Below are 16,953 nucleotides of genomic sequence, written 5' to 3'. Positions count from 1 at the left end.
TGAGCATTACTTAACAAAAAACGATTTATCCCAACACCGACCGGCTTGCCGGCCTCCAGGCCTTCAGTAAAATTGGTGCTGGGTTAATTCGGCCATGCAACTTATGCCATTCGCTTCGCTCGTTCCCTGCCTTCGCGGGCTACGCCCGCAAGGCAGGCATAAGTTGCGGCCTCATTAATCTTTCTCTCTCCCCTTTTTCGCCTTAGGGGCCTTTTCTTTCCCCGCCCCTTCCTGGTCGATAGCCAGCTTCTTGATCACCTCTTCTTCGGCCTCGATCACGCTGGATGCGGTCGTCTCTGCCTCTCCCGCCTCTTCCGTCTCCGCTTCCTTCAGTTTCATGGCCGCCTTGACTTCGTCAAAACGCTTGCGGCCATCCAGGACGCTGTCGGCCATGAATTTGCTCACCAGACGGATCGATTTGATCGCGTCGTCATTGCCGGGGATCGGATGCGTGATCAGATCGGGATCGCAGTTCGTATCGATCAGGGCCACGATCGGGATGCCCAGCCTCTTGGCCTCCAGCACCGCCGTCTCTTCCTTTTTTGAATCGACGACAAAGATGGCGCCGGGAAGCCTGTCCATTTCGATGACGCCCGACAGATTCTTGACGAGCTTCTCGCGTTCTTTTGTGAGCGCGGCGATCTCCTTTTTCGTCAAACTCTCGAAGATGCCGTCTTTTTCCATCTGTTCGATCTCTTTGTAACGGCGGATGCTCTTCTTGATGGTCTGAAAGTTCGTCAGGAGCCCCCCCAGCCAGCGGTGATTCACGTAAAACGCCCCGCACCGCTTCGCCTCTTCCTCAATGACCTCTTGGGCCTGCTTCTTGGTTCCGACAAAAAGGACCGGCTTGCCCTGGGCCACCATCTCGGAAATGAATTCCCGAGCCTCATTGAGAAACACCTCCGTCTTCTGGAGATCGATGATGTAGATGCCGCTCTTTTCACCGAAGATATAATTCTTCATCTTCGGGTTCCAGCGCCTGGTCTGGTGGCCGAAATGGACCCCCGCTTCAAGCAATTGTTTGATGAGTTCTGTGGTAGTCAATGTCTGTTTCTCCTTTCCTTACCTTATATGCGTCTTTCCGATACCTTCCCAATCCTTGATTTATGCTTAACTTAAACCCACATAATATAACACAAGAGCTTTTGAATTCAAATAATTTTTTAACGACGGCGGCCTTGCGGCTTCGACAGCAACGAGGCACTCGTTTCGGGTCGGAACGACACCGATCTGCTTCGATGAAATCTTCAGACAATGGATATTTCCTGCGGATCCCCCTGGCGGCGGCTGTTACGCTTGGAATTGTAAGTCATAGAGACGCTTATAGACGCCCCCTCTTTCCAGGAGTTCCTCGTGGCGCCCCTCTTCCACGATCCGGCCTTCCTGCAAAACAACGATTTTTGTCGCATTCTTGACCGTAGAGAGCCTGTGGGCGATCACAAAAACAGTCCGGCCGGCCATCAGCGTATCCAGCGCTCCCTGGACAAGCCGCTCGGCCTGGGAATCCAGCTGGGAGGTCGCTTCATCCAGGATCAGGATGGGCGGATTTTTCAGGATGGCGCGGGCAATGGCCAGGCGCTGGCGCTCGCCTCCGGAAAGCTTAACGCCCCTGTCGCCGATATAGGTGTCGTAGCCCTGCGGCAGATTCAGGATAAACTCGTGCGCAAACGCCTTTTTGGCCGCATCGACAATTTCGTCGTAACCCGCCCCCGGCTTGCCGTAAGAGATGTTATCTTTCACGGAATCATTGAACAGGATGGTCTCCTGCGTCACCATACCGATCAACCCTCTCAAGGAGTTAACGTTGAGCGTACGGATGTCCCTGCCGTCGATATAGACGCCGCCCTTCTGTGGATCGTAGAAACGCGGGATCAGGTCCACCAGTGTGCTCTTTCCGGCGCCGCTGGCGCCCACCAAAGCCACCACTTCGCCCTTGCGGCATCTGACGCTGATGTCCTTGAGCACTTCGGCCTCTTCATAACGGAACCAGACACCCCGCAGCTCCACCTGATCGCGGATCTCCTTGATTTCCCAGGCATCGGGCTCGGACTTGATCTTTGGTTCGATCTTCAAGACATCATAGATCCTTGTCGAGGCGGCAAAGGCCTTTTGCATGATGGCATTGACCGCACTCAGTTTCTTGAACGGCCGGATCATCATCATGACCGACCCCAGAAAGAGGCCGAAGACGCCGAAAGACAAAACACCGTCTATGACCTGACGGCCGATATACAATAGAATGGCCACACCCCCCAGGACGCCGATAAACTCCGTGGCCGGCCCCAGGGCCAGGGTGCGCCTGATGGATTTCATGTTGAGCTTATAAAAATCCTGGTTTTGGCGGCTGTATTTATCGACTTCGTGATTTTCCGCGCCGAAAGCCCTGACGATCCTGACGCCGGAGATCGTCTCAATAAGCAAGGAATTGATATCCGCGACCTTCTCCTGGGTAGACGTGCTGATCTTGCGAAGTTTTTTGCCCACCAGGACGATCGGGATGGAAATGAACGGGACCATCAGGATGGCCACGATCGCCAGCCGCCAATAAATCAACAGGACGATCGCCGAAAAAAGGACGATCTGCAGCGTCTGATACACCAGGTCCGTGAACCCGTACGAAACGGCGTTCTCGACGTTCCCGACGTCGTTGGTGATGCGCGAGATCAGCTCGCCCGAACGCTTGCGGGTGAAATACTCGAGATCAAGGGCCTGATACTTCTTATAAAGTATGATCCGCATGTCGCGCATGACGCGCTGGCCGACATCCGACATGAGCATCCCCTGGAGATAGGTAAAAAGGCCCTTGAGAAGGAACATGACGACCAGGAATCCCGCCATGTAGTAAAGAAGGCTGAGTTGCGACATACTGTTGAGCTTGGCGATAAACTGTTCGGCAAAGGCGGGCAGCTTGCCGGGAACAATGATCTTGCCGTTGGAAAGGATCTTGTCGGAAAACGGCACGATCATGCTCATCGAGACGCCGTCAAAAATGGTCGAGATCATCATGCAGAGGACAGCCCAGCCCAACAGACCGAGTTGCGGACGGGTAAAAGCGAACAAATCGTAATAATCCTGAAATAAACGCTTCTTTTGCTTAGGCACAAAACTCCTTTAAATATAAGTTATTACGATTATTGGGCTTCCTGTTTTCTCTTGGGACTGTCTCCCCTGAAAGATTTTCCCTAATCATATACCCGGTAAGGGTTTTTTATATTATCACACTTATTGACATCCCACAAGATATTTGTTATGATGTGAGGCCTTAAGTTAGGGAGCAATCAAAATACCACCCAGCGACCTAACTTAATGGCCGAACATCACCCGCCGAAGCATTAGTGGCGGGTTAATTCGCAGACGGCTAAAGCCTGCGACTTATGTCGTAGCGATCTCTCCGCTTAAAGCGGTGAGGCGACAACTCCCTGCCTTGGCGGGCCATGCCCACAGGGCAGGCAGGCATAAATCGTCTGCTCATTTAATGCCTCACGAACTCAAGGTAGCTGTCATCGGTTGCGGCCGGCTGGGGTCCATCCACACGCGTGTGTACACAGAGATCCCCTACATCAGGCTCGTCGGCGTCTGCGACATCGATGCCGTCCGGGCCGAACAACTCGCACAGACACACCACACGCAGGCCTTCACGGATTACAAGACACTCATCCCCCAGGCCGACATTGTCAGCATCGCCACTCCCACCAGCACCCATTTTGAGGTCGCGAAGTTCGCGATCGCGCACAAGAAGCACGTCCTGATCGAAAAACCCATCACGAACGACCTGCGCCAGGCGCGCAAGCTCATTCGCCTCGCCCGCAGGTTCCGCGTCATCCTTCAAGTCGGCCATGTGGAACGCTTTAATTCCGCGTTCATCGCGGCGCAGAAGATCGTGCACCAGCCGCGCTTTATCGAATGTCACCGCCTCAGTCCCTTCCCGAACAGGTCGCTGGACATCGGCGTGGTCTTCGACCTCATGATCCACGACATCGACATCATCCTGGGGCTCATCCAGTCGAAGATCACACACATCGACGCCGTCGGCGTCAACGTGCTGACGCCTTTCGAGGACATCGCCAACGTCCGCCTGCATTTCAGAAACGGCTGCATCGTCAACCTGACGGCCTCGCGCATCTCCGACGAGGTCATGCGCAAGATCCGCATCTTCCTCAAGGACACCTACATCTCGCTCGACTACCAGGTCCAGGAGGCCTTTGTCTACAAAAAAGAGAACCACTCCATCACCAAGACCGCCATCCCCATCGAGAAAGAGGAACCGATCAAAAAAGAGATCGAATCTTTCACCGTCTGCGTGCGCAACCACCGCCAGCCGGTCGTCTCCGGCATCGAAGCCTACGAGGCCCTGAGACTTGCCACCAAGATCACGCGCATCATCCGTCACAGGGCGGCAAAGATCGTCTAGAACACTCGCGACAGAAACCATGCCTAAAAAAATCCTGATCATCGCCGGGGAAGCATCCGGAGACCTTCACGCCTCGAACCTCCTTTTAGAGCTCAAAAAACAGTATCCCGACCTCTACGCCTTCGGCCTGGGCGGCGAAAAGCTCAAGAATGCCGGCGCCGAGATCATGACGGACCTGACGAAACTGGCGGTCGTGGGGTTCTTCGAGATCCTCAAGAACTACTGGAAATTCCGCAGGATATTCTATGACGTTCTTAAAAAAACAGATGCCGTCAGGCCTGACGCGGCGATCCTGGTCGACTATCCGGGCTTCAACCTGAAGCTCGCGGCGGAGCTCAAGAAACGGGGCATCAAGATCATCTACTTCATCAGCCCGCAGGTCTGGGCGTGGGGCAAAAAACGTGTGGACTTCATCCGCAGCCACATCGACCTGATGCTGGTGCTCTTCAAGTTCGAAGAGATCCTTTACGGCGGCCATGTCGAGGGAGGTTTCAAGGTCAGGTTCGTGGGCCACCCTCTCCTCGACGCGATCAAACCGACGAAATCGGCGCAAGAGCTTCTGGACGAATTCGGCCTGCGCCGGACCGGCCGGACCATCGCCCTCCTGCCGGGCTCGCGCATGAAAGAGGTCACACAACTCCTCCCTGTCATGCTTAAAAGCGCGCAGATCATCTTCCGCAAAGAACCGCAGGCGCAATTCCTCATCTGCCGCGCTCCGACAATCCCACGTCAGATCGTCAAAGACCTGATCGATGCGGCCAATATAGACTTCCCGTATAAGGTCATGGAGAACGAAACCTACAACGGCCTGGAGGCCTCGGACTTTGCCATTGTCGCATCGGGAACGGCGACCCTCGAGACGGCCATCCTCAATAAACCGATGGTCATCGTCTACAAGACGTCGCTATTGACCTGGTTTTTGGCCAGGCTCCTCATCAAGATCCCCTATATAGGCTTGGTGAATGTGGTGGCGGGAGAAAAGATCGTGCCTGAACTGGTGCAGTTTGACGCAACACCCAGAAAGATCGCCTCAACCGTCCTGGCCATTCTCGGCGACAAGCAGAAAATGGAAAAGATCCACGCGGAGCTCTACGCCCTCAAGAACACCCTCGGCATCCCCGGCGCCTGCCAGCGGGCGGCGGAAGAAATAGCGGAATTCCTCGGTTAACGCGCAATCAGGCATGCGCTATCTCTCTCCAAATCCTCTGATAAATGTCGTAATCTCTCTGCGAAAAACACACGTAGCGGATTTCCCCAAAATCCCTCTCGAATTCCCTGCCGACAGACAAAGCGATCCGCGCCGCCCCTTCGATGGGATATCCGTAAACGCCCGTACTGATAGCGGGGAACGCGATTGTTTCCAAAAGGTTTTTCTTGGCAAGGAGAAAACAGTTGCGGTAACAATTGCGCAGGAGCCCGGCCTCATTCTCCCTGCCTCCATGCCACACCGGCCCCGCCGTATGGATGATCTTTTTGGCCTTGAGGTTTCCGGCATTCGTGATGACCGCTTCGCCCGTGGGGCAACCGCCGATCTTACGACACTCCTCCATCACCGTCGGGCCTGCGGCCCTGTGGATCGCGCCGTCCACGCCCCCGCCACCGCGCAGGCCGGTATTGGCGGCATTAACGATCACCTCCACGTCTTCTTGGGTAATATCGCCGAGCTTGATTATGATCATATACAAGTTAGCGGATAGGCCCCGTTAGAGAACGAGTTTTCTAACGGGGTTTACTTATCTTATATTTTCTCAAGCTCATATTCCAGGCTTCCCAATCCTGTCTTTTGGGCATACCGGAACATCCCGCGATACGCCTGATGTTGTTTCAAGAAACCAAACGCGTCCTTCATCAAGTCGGTCGTCGCCTGATCTAAAGCGAGGGGGTCTTGCGACGCCAAAATGCCGATGTCGGGGCTGATGAGCTTATCGTCTTTCGTCGAGATGCAATCGCAGTCCTGAGTGATCCCAAAAGCAAACGTGATGAAAACTTTCTTCTTAAAACGCGACAGGATCCCGGCAGCAGCCTCGACCATGCGGCTGCAGAAGACGTCCATTTCTTCATCCCAGTTCACCAGCACCGCCTCAAACCTGCAGGCGCACAGACACTCCCCGCAGCCGATGCATTTCTTGGTGTCAATGATGGCCCTTTCCGTCCTTTTGCCGTCTCGGCTTCCGGCCAGGGCGGCAAAAGGCGGATGCCCAAGCCCCGGGCTTCGGTGCCGCTTTGGCCCAAAGACGATCGCGTTGACGGGGCATGAGCGGATACAGGCGCCGCACGCCGTGCACTTCTCTTCGGCAATGGACGGCTTCAGGGACGAGTGTTGGACCTGTTTTGTGGGCCGACAGCTCATGCCCATGGCCACATTCTTGATCGCGCCCGCATAGCCGCTGAAGACATGGCCTGTGGCATGCGACAGGACGACAAGGTTTTCCAGGATCCCCACGAACGACGGCACGCGGATCTTCTTGATGTGCGCGGCATTGATCTCATACTCCCGGCCGTCGTGGCCCAGGAGCCCGTCGGCCACGATAAAAGGCGCGCCCACAGCCGCTTGATGGAACCCCTTTTTATACGCGAGACCCATGTGGTCCACGGCATTCTGGCGCGAGCCGTGATAGATGACGCTCGTGTCGAACAGGAACGGCCTGGCGCCTTGCGCGCGGATGACCTCCACGACGAGCCGGACGAGCTCAGGCGGCATGTGGTGCACACAGGCGCTGTCGCCGATAGTCAGCTTGATGGGAACAAACGCACCCTCGTCATATTGCATCGCCGGCCGCAGGGCATCGAGCACCTTCACAAGCGCCGCCTGCCTGGCATGGCGCGCGTCCTCCGCTATGGGGGCCAGATAAACCTTGGATTTCATTTCTCTTCTTTCACCCGCAAGGCGCCCGCTGTCCTTTCTTTTTCGATCCACGCCATGATGAGCTTGACGATAAAATCCTGGTGCTCTTCATTCAGCATGATCCCCTGCCGTATCTTGTGCCACTTCTCAAGGCAGGAACGGCAGCAGGTCCCCGTGGCATGCTGGGCGACGAACACAGGGTGCCCGGAAAAAGGCGTCTGGCGGCCGTCATCGGCGGGGCTGCGCGGCGCGATGCGCGCCGCGATAAACTCACAGGCGTGCCTGCGGATCGTCTCGATCCCTTTCTCTTCGATATAGGTGACGTCGGCGTCCTTAAGACGGAAGTGGCTGCGGAAATGCGAACCTTTCAGCCTGTTAAAAATGCTCTCGTGGGATTCGTTCATCTTCTCAGACCTCCGAAAGCGGCCATGCGGCAAAAAGCATGCCGCAAAAAATGTTCCGGCCAGTTTTTACGACGGCGGTATTTCGTGGGAATATTTCGAGGTATAGTAGAGGAGTCTTTCGCGGTCTTCGTCGGATATCTCGACAAAATCGACACCGACATCATAATGCTTCCTGTCCTTGGCCATCACAAAGACCGAAGGCCGCACCCACACGACCCTCCCCTTGACTTCAATAGGATTGCTGCCGTCCAGGAGAAAAACCGTTATCGACAGGATGATGTTCGGCTTGATCTCTTCATTCACAAAGATGCAGATCCCCGTCGCGCTGACATTCTCCGCGAAGGCCTGGTACTTCTGTTCAGGGGCGCCTTCCGTGCGGCAATATTCAACAAAACTCGCATAAACGCGCCTGGCCCTGCGGCGTTCGCTTCCATCTTTTTTGGGGACCGTATCCATAGCATCTTATCTTACTTCAACTACGCGAATCTTTCAACGGAAAGAGTTGGCGGACATCGCCAATCTTATCACCGTCCCAAGCCCTTCAAACACATAAGGGACGATCCTGACCGTGCTTCTTCCCTTGTCCCTCTCCTGCCACGACAAAGGAACCTCTTTGACCTTGAGCCCCTTTTTCAAGGCAAAAAACAACAATTCCGTATCAAAACACCAGTGATCGCTTTTGACAAAAGGCAAAATGCCAAGCACCGGGCCGCGGCGCACAAGCTTAAAACCGCACTGCGCGTCGCTAACGTCGATCTTCAATATTTTTTTGACCAGCACATTATAACCGCATGACAGGGCTTTCCTGAAAGGCGAACGCGTCACGCAAGACCCTCGAGCCAGGCGCGTACCGACGGCGATATCGCAGCCCTCCGCGATAGCGGCATAGAGCTCATCAAAAGCCCGCAGGTCGCCCGACAAATCTATGTCCATGTATCCGACGATCTGCGCTTTTGACTGCAGGAGGCCGTATCTCAAGGCCCTGCCCCGGCCTTTCGCATCCAGCCGCAGCATCCCCACCCGTCCCGCGAACTTTCCGCAAACCGCTTTTGAAACCTCCGGCGTCCTGTCCGTCGAACCATTATCAACGATCATCAGCCTATAATCCCACTTCTTCTCGGCGTCAAGATATCTCACCACCCTCCCCACATTCTCTTCCAATATGTCGGATTCGTTATAGACAGGCAGTAAGATTTCAAGTTGGAGGGCAGACATAGGGGTATTATAGCATAGGACGTATCACGAATGGCTAATAGAAAAACACTTAGCGGATAAATCCCGTTAGAGAACGAAGTTCTCTAACGGGATAAACGGGTTGGCGAATAAGCAAATGCATAAAATACGTGAAAACATAAGGACGACGCAACAAACTGATCGAAGCCGAGCTTCAATCAGGGGCTTTCCATACGAATTTTGATTGAAGCTCGGCTTCGATCAATCAAGGAAAATTCGGCTAATTCGGGTCTGAGACGAGCCAGTGGGAGTAGTCCACGGCGCCGTTGAATTGAGACGCCTGAGGGTCTGCTGTCCCCCACCAGTTGGATTGCGCGGAGATCGTCGAGGCCTGAAGGTTATTATAATCATAAAGGACATTGCTGTAGATGGAGTTGAGCCCTTCGGAGCCGAGAGAGCCTCCGCCAAAATCGACGTTATACGTTCCGTTATAGTTCGCCACCGTCGAACCGATGCGGACGCCGACGGGATCGTTGCTGCTGATGATGTTGCGGTAAACCGAGATATTGAGGGTCGTGCCGTCCTTGGCAAGAAGGCTCAGGCCGTTATGGTTAGCGGCGCCGCTGCCGTTATCCGACATGGTATTGCCCGAGACCGAGGACGTGATGGCGCTGGAATCAAAAGATTGCAGAACGATGCCGTTATTCGTGTTGTCCGTCACCGTATTTGCCGATACCGTATAAGACGGAGCGCTGGAATTGTAGGAACGCAGATAAATCCCATAACCATTGCCGGTCGCCGTATTCGACGAGATCTCGCACGCAGGGGAACCCGTATAGGTTTTGATATCGATGCCGTTGGAAACGTTGTCCGTAAAAACATTGTTTTTTATGGTCACCGACACCGACTCCGCATAGACGCCATAATAACCGTTCTGTATCCTGACGCCCATCAGGACATTGGTGTGGCCGAGGGTCACGACGTTCCCCGCGCCTCCTCCGTCAATAACAGGATAACCGGGGGCGCTGATCCCCTTATAGCCTCCGTCGTAACCACTTCCCCAGAGCGTCGTGTCGTCGGCCAGCACATAGTTGCCTGTATAACCGGCGGCTGTGCCGTCGCCCTGGGCGACATAAATGACCTTGGCTGTTCCGCCTTGGCCCACATAGCGGGAATCGTTCAAGGCCTCATCCAGCGTGTTCCAGGGACAAGCGAGGGTGCCGTCCTCAGTACCTGAGGTGTTGGAGTTGTCCGCGAATATAGTCTCCATGCCGCTGACATCTTCCTGCTTTTTTGAAGTGGCGGATTGTATGTCCAGATCCCTGACCACCCTCTCGAAGATGCGGTCTTCCACATAGCTGTTGGCTGTGGCCGGAGCCGCGATCCGCCGCTTGCCCTTAGAAATGTTGCCCCAATCGAACGGAAAGATGAACCTCACCCCGCCCATAAACTCGACCTTGCCGCCAGCCTTGGCATCGACAATGGTGTCAAGGCTGAACCAGGGAGTGAGGCTCGTCTCAGTGCGGAACCTGAAACCATTGACATCCTTGGCAAGCCTGGACTGATAGAAGAACCCGCCGACATAGGCCCTCGTCCTGGTGCACCTGTCAAAGACAGGGCCTCCCAATTCAAAATCAAGGCCCTGCAAGGGCTCTTCCTTGTTTTCCCAATACTGCAGGCTGGTCGAGCCGAACGCATAACCGTCGTCCACCACCTTGGCCGCTGTCAACGGCTTATACCAATTCAGGCGGATGTCCAGAGGATAAGAAAGATATTCGAGGCCGAGGCCTGCCTGGGAATACCATTTGCCGGCATGGGACTGCCGGCGGTCGAAAAAGACGTTTACCCCCAAAATGAAAGAATCGTTAAAGATGTGGCGCAGGCCGAGACCCTGGTTGATTTCATTCGCCTCAGGCGTAGTTGCGGTATATTTGGGATCAAAGAAAAAAAGCGTATCCTTGCCCGAAGAATAATACAGGGGCACGATGAAATCCGTCGTAAAAAGGCCTCTCTCGTTCTTTTTATTGGTAGCGTAGGAAGAGATGTATATCTTCACGGGCGCGGCCGAAGGGTCATTAGGAGAAGACCCGGCATCTTGCGCGGCATCGAGGGAAAATTCGAAACACAAGCAGAAAAAAACCAGTATGGCGATGGAAAATATTTTCTTATGCATCTTGCCGCTCGTTCTTGTTTATCCAGCGAAAATGCCGCCAAACGACAAAAGCAACAATGCCGATCAAAGCCGAGACTGCCAGAGGCGGGCCCGGCCCAAACCCTTAACGCGAAAGCCAGGACACGAAGTTGTAGCTGAAGTGATAGCTGAGTTGATAGAGAAACAGGGCCACCAGATACATGGTGATGTATTGCGGCGAGAACAAAAGGCTGACGAGACACACCCCGTAAAACCAGAGGTAAAGAGAAAAAACAGGCATATTTTTCGGCTTATAGACACAGTTGAAAAAATTATACCGCGTCCAGTTGAAGGAAAAGATGCGGCCTTCGGCGTTGAGCCTCTCAAAAAGCCTGGAGCCGGGAAACGGCGTCAGAAGCGTAAGATAGGAACGCCACAGGCGCGCCCGGGCCAGGAACCACAGCAATTTGAGGTAATCCGCCGGCCCGTCCTCATCGGCCCCCACGATAAAAGAACCGACCGCGCCGATCCTGTGCCTCCGGAGATTCCCGAGGGCCGTCAGGTAATCTTCGCTGCTGCGCACCTGCCGCAGGGACGTCTTCTTATACTTGTGGGGATGGATGGTCTCAAAGCCGATCAAAAGGACCCGGCAGCCGCTCTCTTCGGCCAAACGCAAGGCCTCTTCATCAAAACACATGTCAATGGAACAATTTGCCCCCCAGTCGACGCCGAAGGCCGCAAGTTTCCGGAAAAGCTCCTTGGTATAAGCGGGATTTGAAAAAATATTGTCGCAACGGAAAACGACAAAAGGTTTTCTGAGATAAAACGGGCGCGGCGCCTGTTTGATCCTCTCGACCAGCTGTAAAACCTGCTCCATTTTGATCGAACGGCACCACTCCGAGATCCTGGCGCAGAAATCGCAGCGATACTTGCACCCGCGGTCGATATGAAGGCCCAGCCGGCTCAGGAACGCCGGTTCCATGCGGCGATAATAATCATACACGGGCGAAAAAAAATCCTCCAGCGGCTCGCCCTGGTATCGAGCCTTGAGCCTACCCGCCTCAAAATCAGCCAGCACGTCCTTCCAGACGGACTCCGCCTCCCCGATCACGACACTGTCGGCGTGCTGAAGGGCCTCCTGCGGCAAGGCGCTCACATGAGGACCGCCCAAAACAACCTTAGAACCGGCGCGGCGAAAACGGTCGGCGAGCCGGTAGGCATGACGGGCCGCGGACGTCAAGCACGTGATCGCCACAAGCTTGCCCGCGCTGAAATCTTTTTTCTTCCAGAAAATCTTTTTATTGATGAAGGTGACACGGTATGAGACGGGGGTCAAAGCGGCCAGTGTCACCAGCGCGTGCGGAAAAGGATTGCCGGTAAAACTATTCTGGATCGCGTCGATCAGGCGATACGACGCGCAGGGATTGATGAGGAAGAGTTCGTTTTGAGGAGGCGTTGTCATCTCTACGGCACGAAATCTCATGTTCAATCGCGGACGAAAAGGTCGAAAAGAATGACGTGCAAGTATTATACAATAATCGCGGCTAAAGGGGTAGACCTGCTTGATCAAGACAGCCAGAAGCCATCCAGATCCGGCCGCGAAAGACTCGAGTCTCGCCTGGCCTTTGGCCTGCGCTCGACACCGGCCGCCTCACCGACCTGGATAAACTTCTCAAGCAACTGATCGAAGCCGAGCTTCAATCAAACACGTGAAGCGAGTGATTCTGATTTCGCCTCCGGCGAAATCACCCCGCAGACGGCGAAGTGAATTTCACGTGCGTCTCTGGTGCTTGCGCGTGAAATTTACGAGCGACTTTGGCAAGGGGCTTCTTCTCACCCACCCCCCAGTATTCGAATCCGACAAAAAAGCCACACGAAATCGTGTGGCTTGACTCTGGCCCCTCGCCTAAGCGCTTGCAAATTTTCGCCATGACGGGTCGGCAAAAATTTTCTGCGCAGGCTTCGGGGTAATTTTTGCTTCGCAAAAATTTATGAGCCGCGAAGGACTCGAACCTTCAACCCCCTGATTAAGAGTCAGATGCTCTACCGATTGAGCTAGCGGCCCGAATAATGCTTTGCTACTTATCTATGACCCTCTCCCCCAATATACCACAACTCTACCTCCGCCACTAAAACGTTGGCGGATCTTCGCCAAAAAACATGGCTCGAGATTGAGCTAGCGGCCCAAGATTGTACCTCTATTTGCGTCCTCTGGACACATCGAGGTTATTCCAAAATGTTTACGTCCTGAGCAAAGCCCTTCGCTCTGCGAAGGGCGGCCCAAAACTCCCTCTTTATTTTACCCCGTTAAAAAGCCAACCCAAGGGTGGAATTGTTTTAAGGCGGTTGTGCGAAACAAGCCCCGCGGCGGCTTTTTCGTTAGAAAGGACGGGGTTCTTTCTAACGGAGTTTGCCCCAAAACAGGGCTAAATATTACCAGATTTCAAACGGGGTGTAAAGAAAATTCACTTGACGTCCCGTCACTCTTTTTCAAACCTGATCTTGGCGATGAAATAACCGAGACCAACCCCTAATACAAAGATGCCGAAAACATAATTGGGATAATTGTTCTTCAGGGCGAAATCCGCCAGCAAATACGTGTAAATCCAGATCAGAAGGCCGTGAAGCAAGATCTTAAGAAAAATCTTAAGCTTGAGCCCTTTCATCTCTCCCCTTCCTTTCTTGGAGTTGGTCCCATTTTTCCCATCCATGAACCACCTTGCGCCCCCAAAAAAAGGCCATGGCGGGATGGACGGGAGCCTACCCCATCTTCCTCTTGAACTGGAGCGTGCTCAAGACGATGACGCACATCCCGATGAACAACAGCGGCACCATCTGCTGCCAGAGGACCGTGATGCCGACGCCCTTCAAAAAGATGCCGCGGATGATGATCATAAAATACCTCAAGGGGTTGAGGTAGGTAAAGATCTGGATGGCCTGGGGCATGTTGGCAATGGGATAGGCGAACCCGGACAACAGGACCGTCGGCAGATAGAAGAGAAAGACCGACATCATAGACTCCTGCTGGGTCGAGGAGATCGTCGAGATGAAAAGCCCTATCCCCAGGGTCGTGAACAAGTAGATGCAGGTGGTAAGCAGCAGCAACAAAGAATTCCCCCTCAAGGGGATGCGGAACCACAGGACGCCGAGCGCGGTGATCAGGACAACTTGCACGAGGGCGATGATGCCGAAAGGCAAAAGCTTGCCCAAGATCAGCTCGATGGGCCGCAAGGGGCTGACGATCAACTGCTCCATCGTGCCGATCTCCTTTTCCTTGACGATGGCCATGGACGACAAAAGCAAAGACATCATGGTCACGATAATCGCAATGACGCCGGGCAAGTAATAATTGCGCGAAATAAGGTTGCCGTTGAACCACGCCCGGTCGCGCAGGTCCACGCCGGGGGCGTATTTGATGCCGCCGCGCTCCAGGGCTTCCTGCTTGAGAAGGTTGTACTGGTAATCCTGCATGATCGTGTTGGCATAGCCCATCACCACCATCGCCGTGTTGGAGTCCGTGCCGTCGTAGGCCAGCTGGATCTGGGCGTCCTTGCCCGCTTCGAGGTCGCGGCCGTAGCCGCGGTCGATGCGGATGACGAGACTCGCCTGGCCCTTGTCCAAGACAAGGTTCTCGGCCTCTTCGGTATCGATGAAATACTTGGGGACGAAATATTTGGAATACGTAAAGTCGCGCAACAGCTCGCGGCTCTCCTTGGTGTTGTCCCTGTCGAAGATCGCCGTCGGGACGAAATTGATGTCCTTATTGGCGGCATAACCAAAGAGGATGATTTGGATGAGCGGCGTAATAAAGATGATCGTCTTCATCCGGGGATCCCGGAAGATCTGCTTGAATTCCTTGATGAAGATGGATTTGGCGCGTTCCCACATAAGCGTTTTACGTGATGACCTTCTTTTTGAACCGCTTCATGGCCGAAAAAAGCATGAGAAAGGCGAACAGGAAAAGGAACGTCGCCTCATCCCACATGACCCTAAGCCCTCCGGCCTTCAGGAACAGCTCCCGCAGGATGACGATGTAGTATTTGGCCGGCACAAAATACGTCACGGCCTGGATCGCCTTGGGCATGTTGAAGATCGGATAGATGAAACCCGACAACAACATCGTCGGGATGAGCGTCGTCAGGCTCGCCAATTGGCTCGCCATCAGCTGTGTCCTGGCGACGACCGAGATATAGATCCCCTGCGACAAGGCGCCCGTCAAAAACAGGGCGCTCAAGAACACCAGCGTCAGATAATTCCCCCTGAACGGCACGGCAAACAAGAACCGCGCCATGAGCACTCCGACGATCAGATCGAAGAACCCGATGCAGAAATAAGGGATGAACTTGCCGAAAACCAGCTCCGGCGCCTTGACGGGGGTGGCGATCAGCTGTTCCATGGTGCCCCTCTCCCACTCGCGCGCGATGCACAAAGACGTGACCAAACCCGAGATGATCATGATGATCATGGCGATAACGCCCGGCACGATGAACCATGTGCTGGTCAGTCCCATGTTGTACCAGACCCGCGTGCGGGCGTCCACCGTCCGCTGCGGCGCAATCCCGCGGCTCTCCATGGCGCTCGTCATCAGGTTGACGTTGTACTGGGCGACCACCGAGCGCACGTAATTCATGGCGATGGTCGCCGTATTGGCGTCGCTGCCGTCGACGATCAACTGCAAAGGCGCGGTCTTGCCGGCCTCCAGAAAATGCGAGAAATCCTTGGGGATGACGAGCGCCAGCATCACATCGCCGGAATCGATGCGGTATTCGATGTCCCTGTAGTTGTCCGTGTAGGCGACGATCTTGAAATACTTGGAGTCCTTGAAATTCAGGAGAAAGTCGCGCGTGACCTTGGAGGACGCGTCCTGGTTCCAGACGACGGTGCGCACGCGGTCGATGTCCAGAGAAAGGCCGTAGCCGAAGATGACCAGAAGAAAGATCGGGATCCCCAGCGCCAGGGCTAGCGAGCGCGGGTCGCGCTTGATCTGGACGAACTCTTTCCAGGCGATGGTCTTGACCCTTTTCAAGTTCACGATGCATGCTCCTTGTCGTAATTCTCGATGGCCGAAACAAAGACGTCTTCGAGAGACGGCATGATCTTGTGGATGTCCCCGACGTCGGCGCCTTTGGACGCCAGATAGGCCTTCAGGGCCGGGATCGCCTTGGCGGCGTCATAGACGACCGCGTGGATATTGGCGCCGAAAAGCGCCGCCTCCTTGACCGTCTCAAGCGCATCCAGCCCGTCGATCCAGTCCTGCGCGGCGCCGACGACGATCTCCAGGACGTCGTTCTTCATGAACTTGGTCTTCATCTCGGCCGGCGTGCCCATGGCGATGATCGTACCGTGGTAGATCAGGACCATGCGGTCGCAATTCTCAGCCTCATCCATGTAGTGCGTCGTCACGAAGATCGTGACGCCGTTGTTGGCCAGGTCCTTGATGATCGCCCAGAAGTTGGCGCGCGTGATCGGGTCGACGCCCGACGTCGGCTCGTCCAAAAAAAGCATCCGGGGATGGTGGATGAGCGCGCAGCCCAGAGCCAGGCGTTGTTTCCAGCCGCCGGAGATGACCTTGGTCGGCCGCGTGCGGAAATCCTCCAGGCCCGCCAGCCGGATCACCTCTTCCTTCCTCTCTTTACGCTTGTCGTGAGGAATGTTGTAGATGCCGGAATAGAAATCGATGTTCTCCTCGACGGTCAGGTCGTCGTAGAGGGAGAATTTCTGGGACATGTAGCCGATGTTTTCCTTGATCTTGCCCTGCTCGTTGATGATGTCGAAGCCGCCCACAGTGCCCGAGCCGGACGTCGGGGCGTAAATGCCGCAGAGCATGCGGATGGTCGTGGATTTGCCGGCGCCGTTGGGACCCAGGAACCCGAAGATCTCGCCGCGGCAGACTTCGAAATTCACCTTGTTGACGGCGGTGAAGCTGCCGAACTTCTTCTCTAAATCCCGGACGCTGACGATGATATCAGGCGCGCTGTTCATGTTTTTC

15 protein-coding genes and 1 tRNA gene are annotated in these 16,953 nt (G+C 54.7%); 2 read left to right on the top strand and 14 right to left on the bottom strand.

The genetic code is table 11. The features are described 5' to 3' along the window. Nucleotides 1–174 precede the first annotated feature (174 nt). Together rpsB and BU251_RS00790 are read right to left on the bottom strand one after the other, a co-directional pair. Entirely contained in the window at nt 175–1,044 is an 870-nt protein-coding gene (gene rpsB / locus BU251_RS00795; RefSeq protein ID WP_228767817.1) for a 30S ribosomal protein S2, read from the bottom strand. A gap of 246 nt (nt 1,045–1,290) precedes the next feature. Continuing rightward, nucleotides 1,291–3,102: an ABC transporter ATP-binding protein gene (locus tag BU251_RS00790; protein WP_128699015.1), complete on the bottom strand. Its 1,812-nt coding sequence runs from the start codon at nt 3,100–3,102 to the stop codon at nt 1,291–1,293. 373 nt (nt 3,103–3,475) lie between these two features. On the opposite strand from BU251_RS00790, the gene BU251_RS00785 reads away from it, so the two are divergent. Beyond that, entirely contained in the window at nt 3,476–4,411 is a 936-nt protein-coding gene (locus tag BU251_RS00785; protein ID WP_128699014.1) for a Gfo/Idh/MocA family protein, read from the top strand. A 19-nt stretch (nt 4,412–4,430) separates the two neighbouring features. After that, nucleotides 4,431–5,579 carry a lipid-A-disaccharide synthase gene (gene lpxB / locus BU251_RS00780; RefSeq protein ID WP_128699013.1) on the top strand — a complete coding sequence of 383 codons (1,149 nt, stop codon included), beginning with the start codon at nt 4,431–4,433 and terminating at the stop codon, nt 5,577–5,579. A 7-nt stretch (nt 5,580–5,586) separates the two neighbouring features. Here lpxB and BU251_RS00775 read toward each other — a convergent pair whose 3' ends face one another. The 12 genes from BU251_RS00775 to BU251_RS00720 all read right to left on the bottom strand — a co-directional run bounded on the left by BU251_RS00775 (nt 5,587) and on the right by BU251_RS00720 (nt 16,946). Continuing rightward, nucleotides 5,587–6,090 carry an O-acetyl-ADP-ribose deacetylase gene (locus BU251_RS00775; RefSeq protein ID WP_128700923.1) on the bottom strand — a complete coding sequence of 168 codons (504 nt, stop codon included), beginning with the start codon at nt 6,088–6,090 and terminating at the stop codon, nt 5,587–5,589. Between the two features lie 59 nt (nt 6,091–6,149). Continuing rightward, nucleotides 6,150–7,277 carry a DUF362 domain-containing protein gene (locus BU251_RS00770; RefSeq protein ID WP_128699012.1) on the bottom strand — a complete coding sequence of 376 codons (1,128 nt, stop codon included), beginning with the start codon at nt 7,275–7,277 and terminating at the stop codon, nt 6,150–6,152. After that, nucleotides 7,274–7,660 carry a DUF4186 domain-containing protein gene (locus tag BU251_RS00765; RefSeq protein ID WP_128699011.1) on the bottom strand — a complete coding sequence of 129 codons (387 nt, stop codon included), beginning with the start codon at nt 7,658–7,660 and terminating at the stop codon, nt 7,274–7,276. Before BU251_RS00765 ends, BU251_RS00770 begins: the two co-directional genes overlap by 4 nt. A 66-nt stretch (nt 7,661–7,726) precedes the next feature. Further along, nucleotides 7,727–8,116 (bottom strand): PilZ domain-containing protein, encoded by a 390-nt coding sequence (locus BU251_RS00760; protein WP_128699010.1) that lies wholly within the window; start codon nt 8,114–8,116, stop codon nt 7,727–7,729. Nucleotides 8,117–8,149: 33 nt separating this feature from the next. After that, nucleotides 8,150–8,875, bottom strand: a complete 726-nt coding sequence (locus tag BU251_RS00755; RefSeq protein WP_128699009.1) for a glycosyltransferase — start codon at nt 8,873–8,875, stop codon at nt 8,150–8,152. Nucleotides 8,876–9,113: 238 nt separating this feature from the next. Continuing rightward, the gene (locus BU251_RS00750) at nt 9,114–11,006 is read right to left on the bottom strand and encodes an inverse autotransporter beta domain-containing protein (protein ID WP_128699008.1); all 1,893 of its coding nucleotides are present in this window, start codon (nt 11,004–11,006) and stop codon (nt 9,114–9,116) included. Between the two features lie 103 nt (nt 11,007–11,109). Then, a complete protein-coding gene (locus BU251_RS00745; RefSeq protein ID WP_128699007.1) occupies nt 11,110–12,447 on the bottom strand; it encodes a B12-binding domain-containing radical SAM protein in 1,338 nt (445 codons plus the stop codon). 509 nt (nt 12,448–12,956) lie between these two features. Continuing rightward, nucleotides 12,957–13,029 (bottom strand) — tRNA-Lys (locus tag BU251_RS00740). Between the two features lie 415 nt (nt 13,030–13,444). Beyond that, nucleotides 13,445–13,675 (bottom strand): hypothetical protein, encoded by a 231-nt coding sequence (locus BU251_RS00735; protein WP_128699006.1) that lies wholly within the window; start codon nt 13,673–13,675, stop codon nt 13,445–13,447. 49 nt (nt 13,676–13,724) lie between these two features. Beyond that, nucleotides 13,725–14,852: an ABC transporter permease gene (locus BU251_RS00730; protein WP_128699005.1), complete on the bottom strand. Its 1,128-nt coding sequence runs from the start codon at nt 14,850–14,852 to the stop codon at nt 13,725–13,727. A gap of 7 nt (nt 14,853–14,859) precedes the next feature. Beyond that, the gene (locus BU251_RS00725; protein WP_128699004.1) at nt 14,860–15,996 is read right to left on the bottom strand and encodes an ABC transporter permease; all 1,137 of its coding nucleotides are present in this window, start codon (nt 15,994–15,996) and stop codon (nt 14,860–14,862) included. Further along, entirely contained in the window at nt 15,993–16,946 is a 954-nt protein-coding gene (locus tag BU251_RS00720) for an ABC transporter ATP-binding protein (RefSeq protein ID WP_128699003.1), read from the bottom strand. Before BU251_RS00720 ends, BU251_RS00725 begins: the two co-directional genes overlap by 4 nt. Nucleotides 16,947–16,953 lie beyond the last annotated feature (7 nt).

Source organism: Candidatus Velamenicoccus archaeovorus (assembly GCF_004102945.1).
Classification (GTDB): Bacteria; Omnitrophota; Gorgyraeia; order Velamenicoccales; family Velamenicoccaceae; genus Velamenicoccus; species Velamenicoccus archaeovorus.
This window is presented reverse-complemented; position numbering and strand designations above follow the sequence as displayed.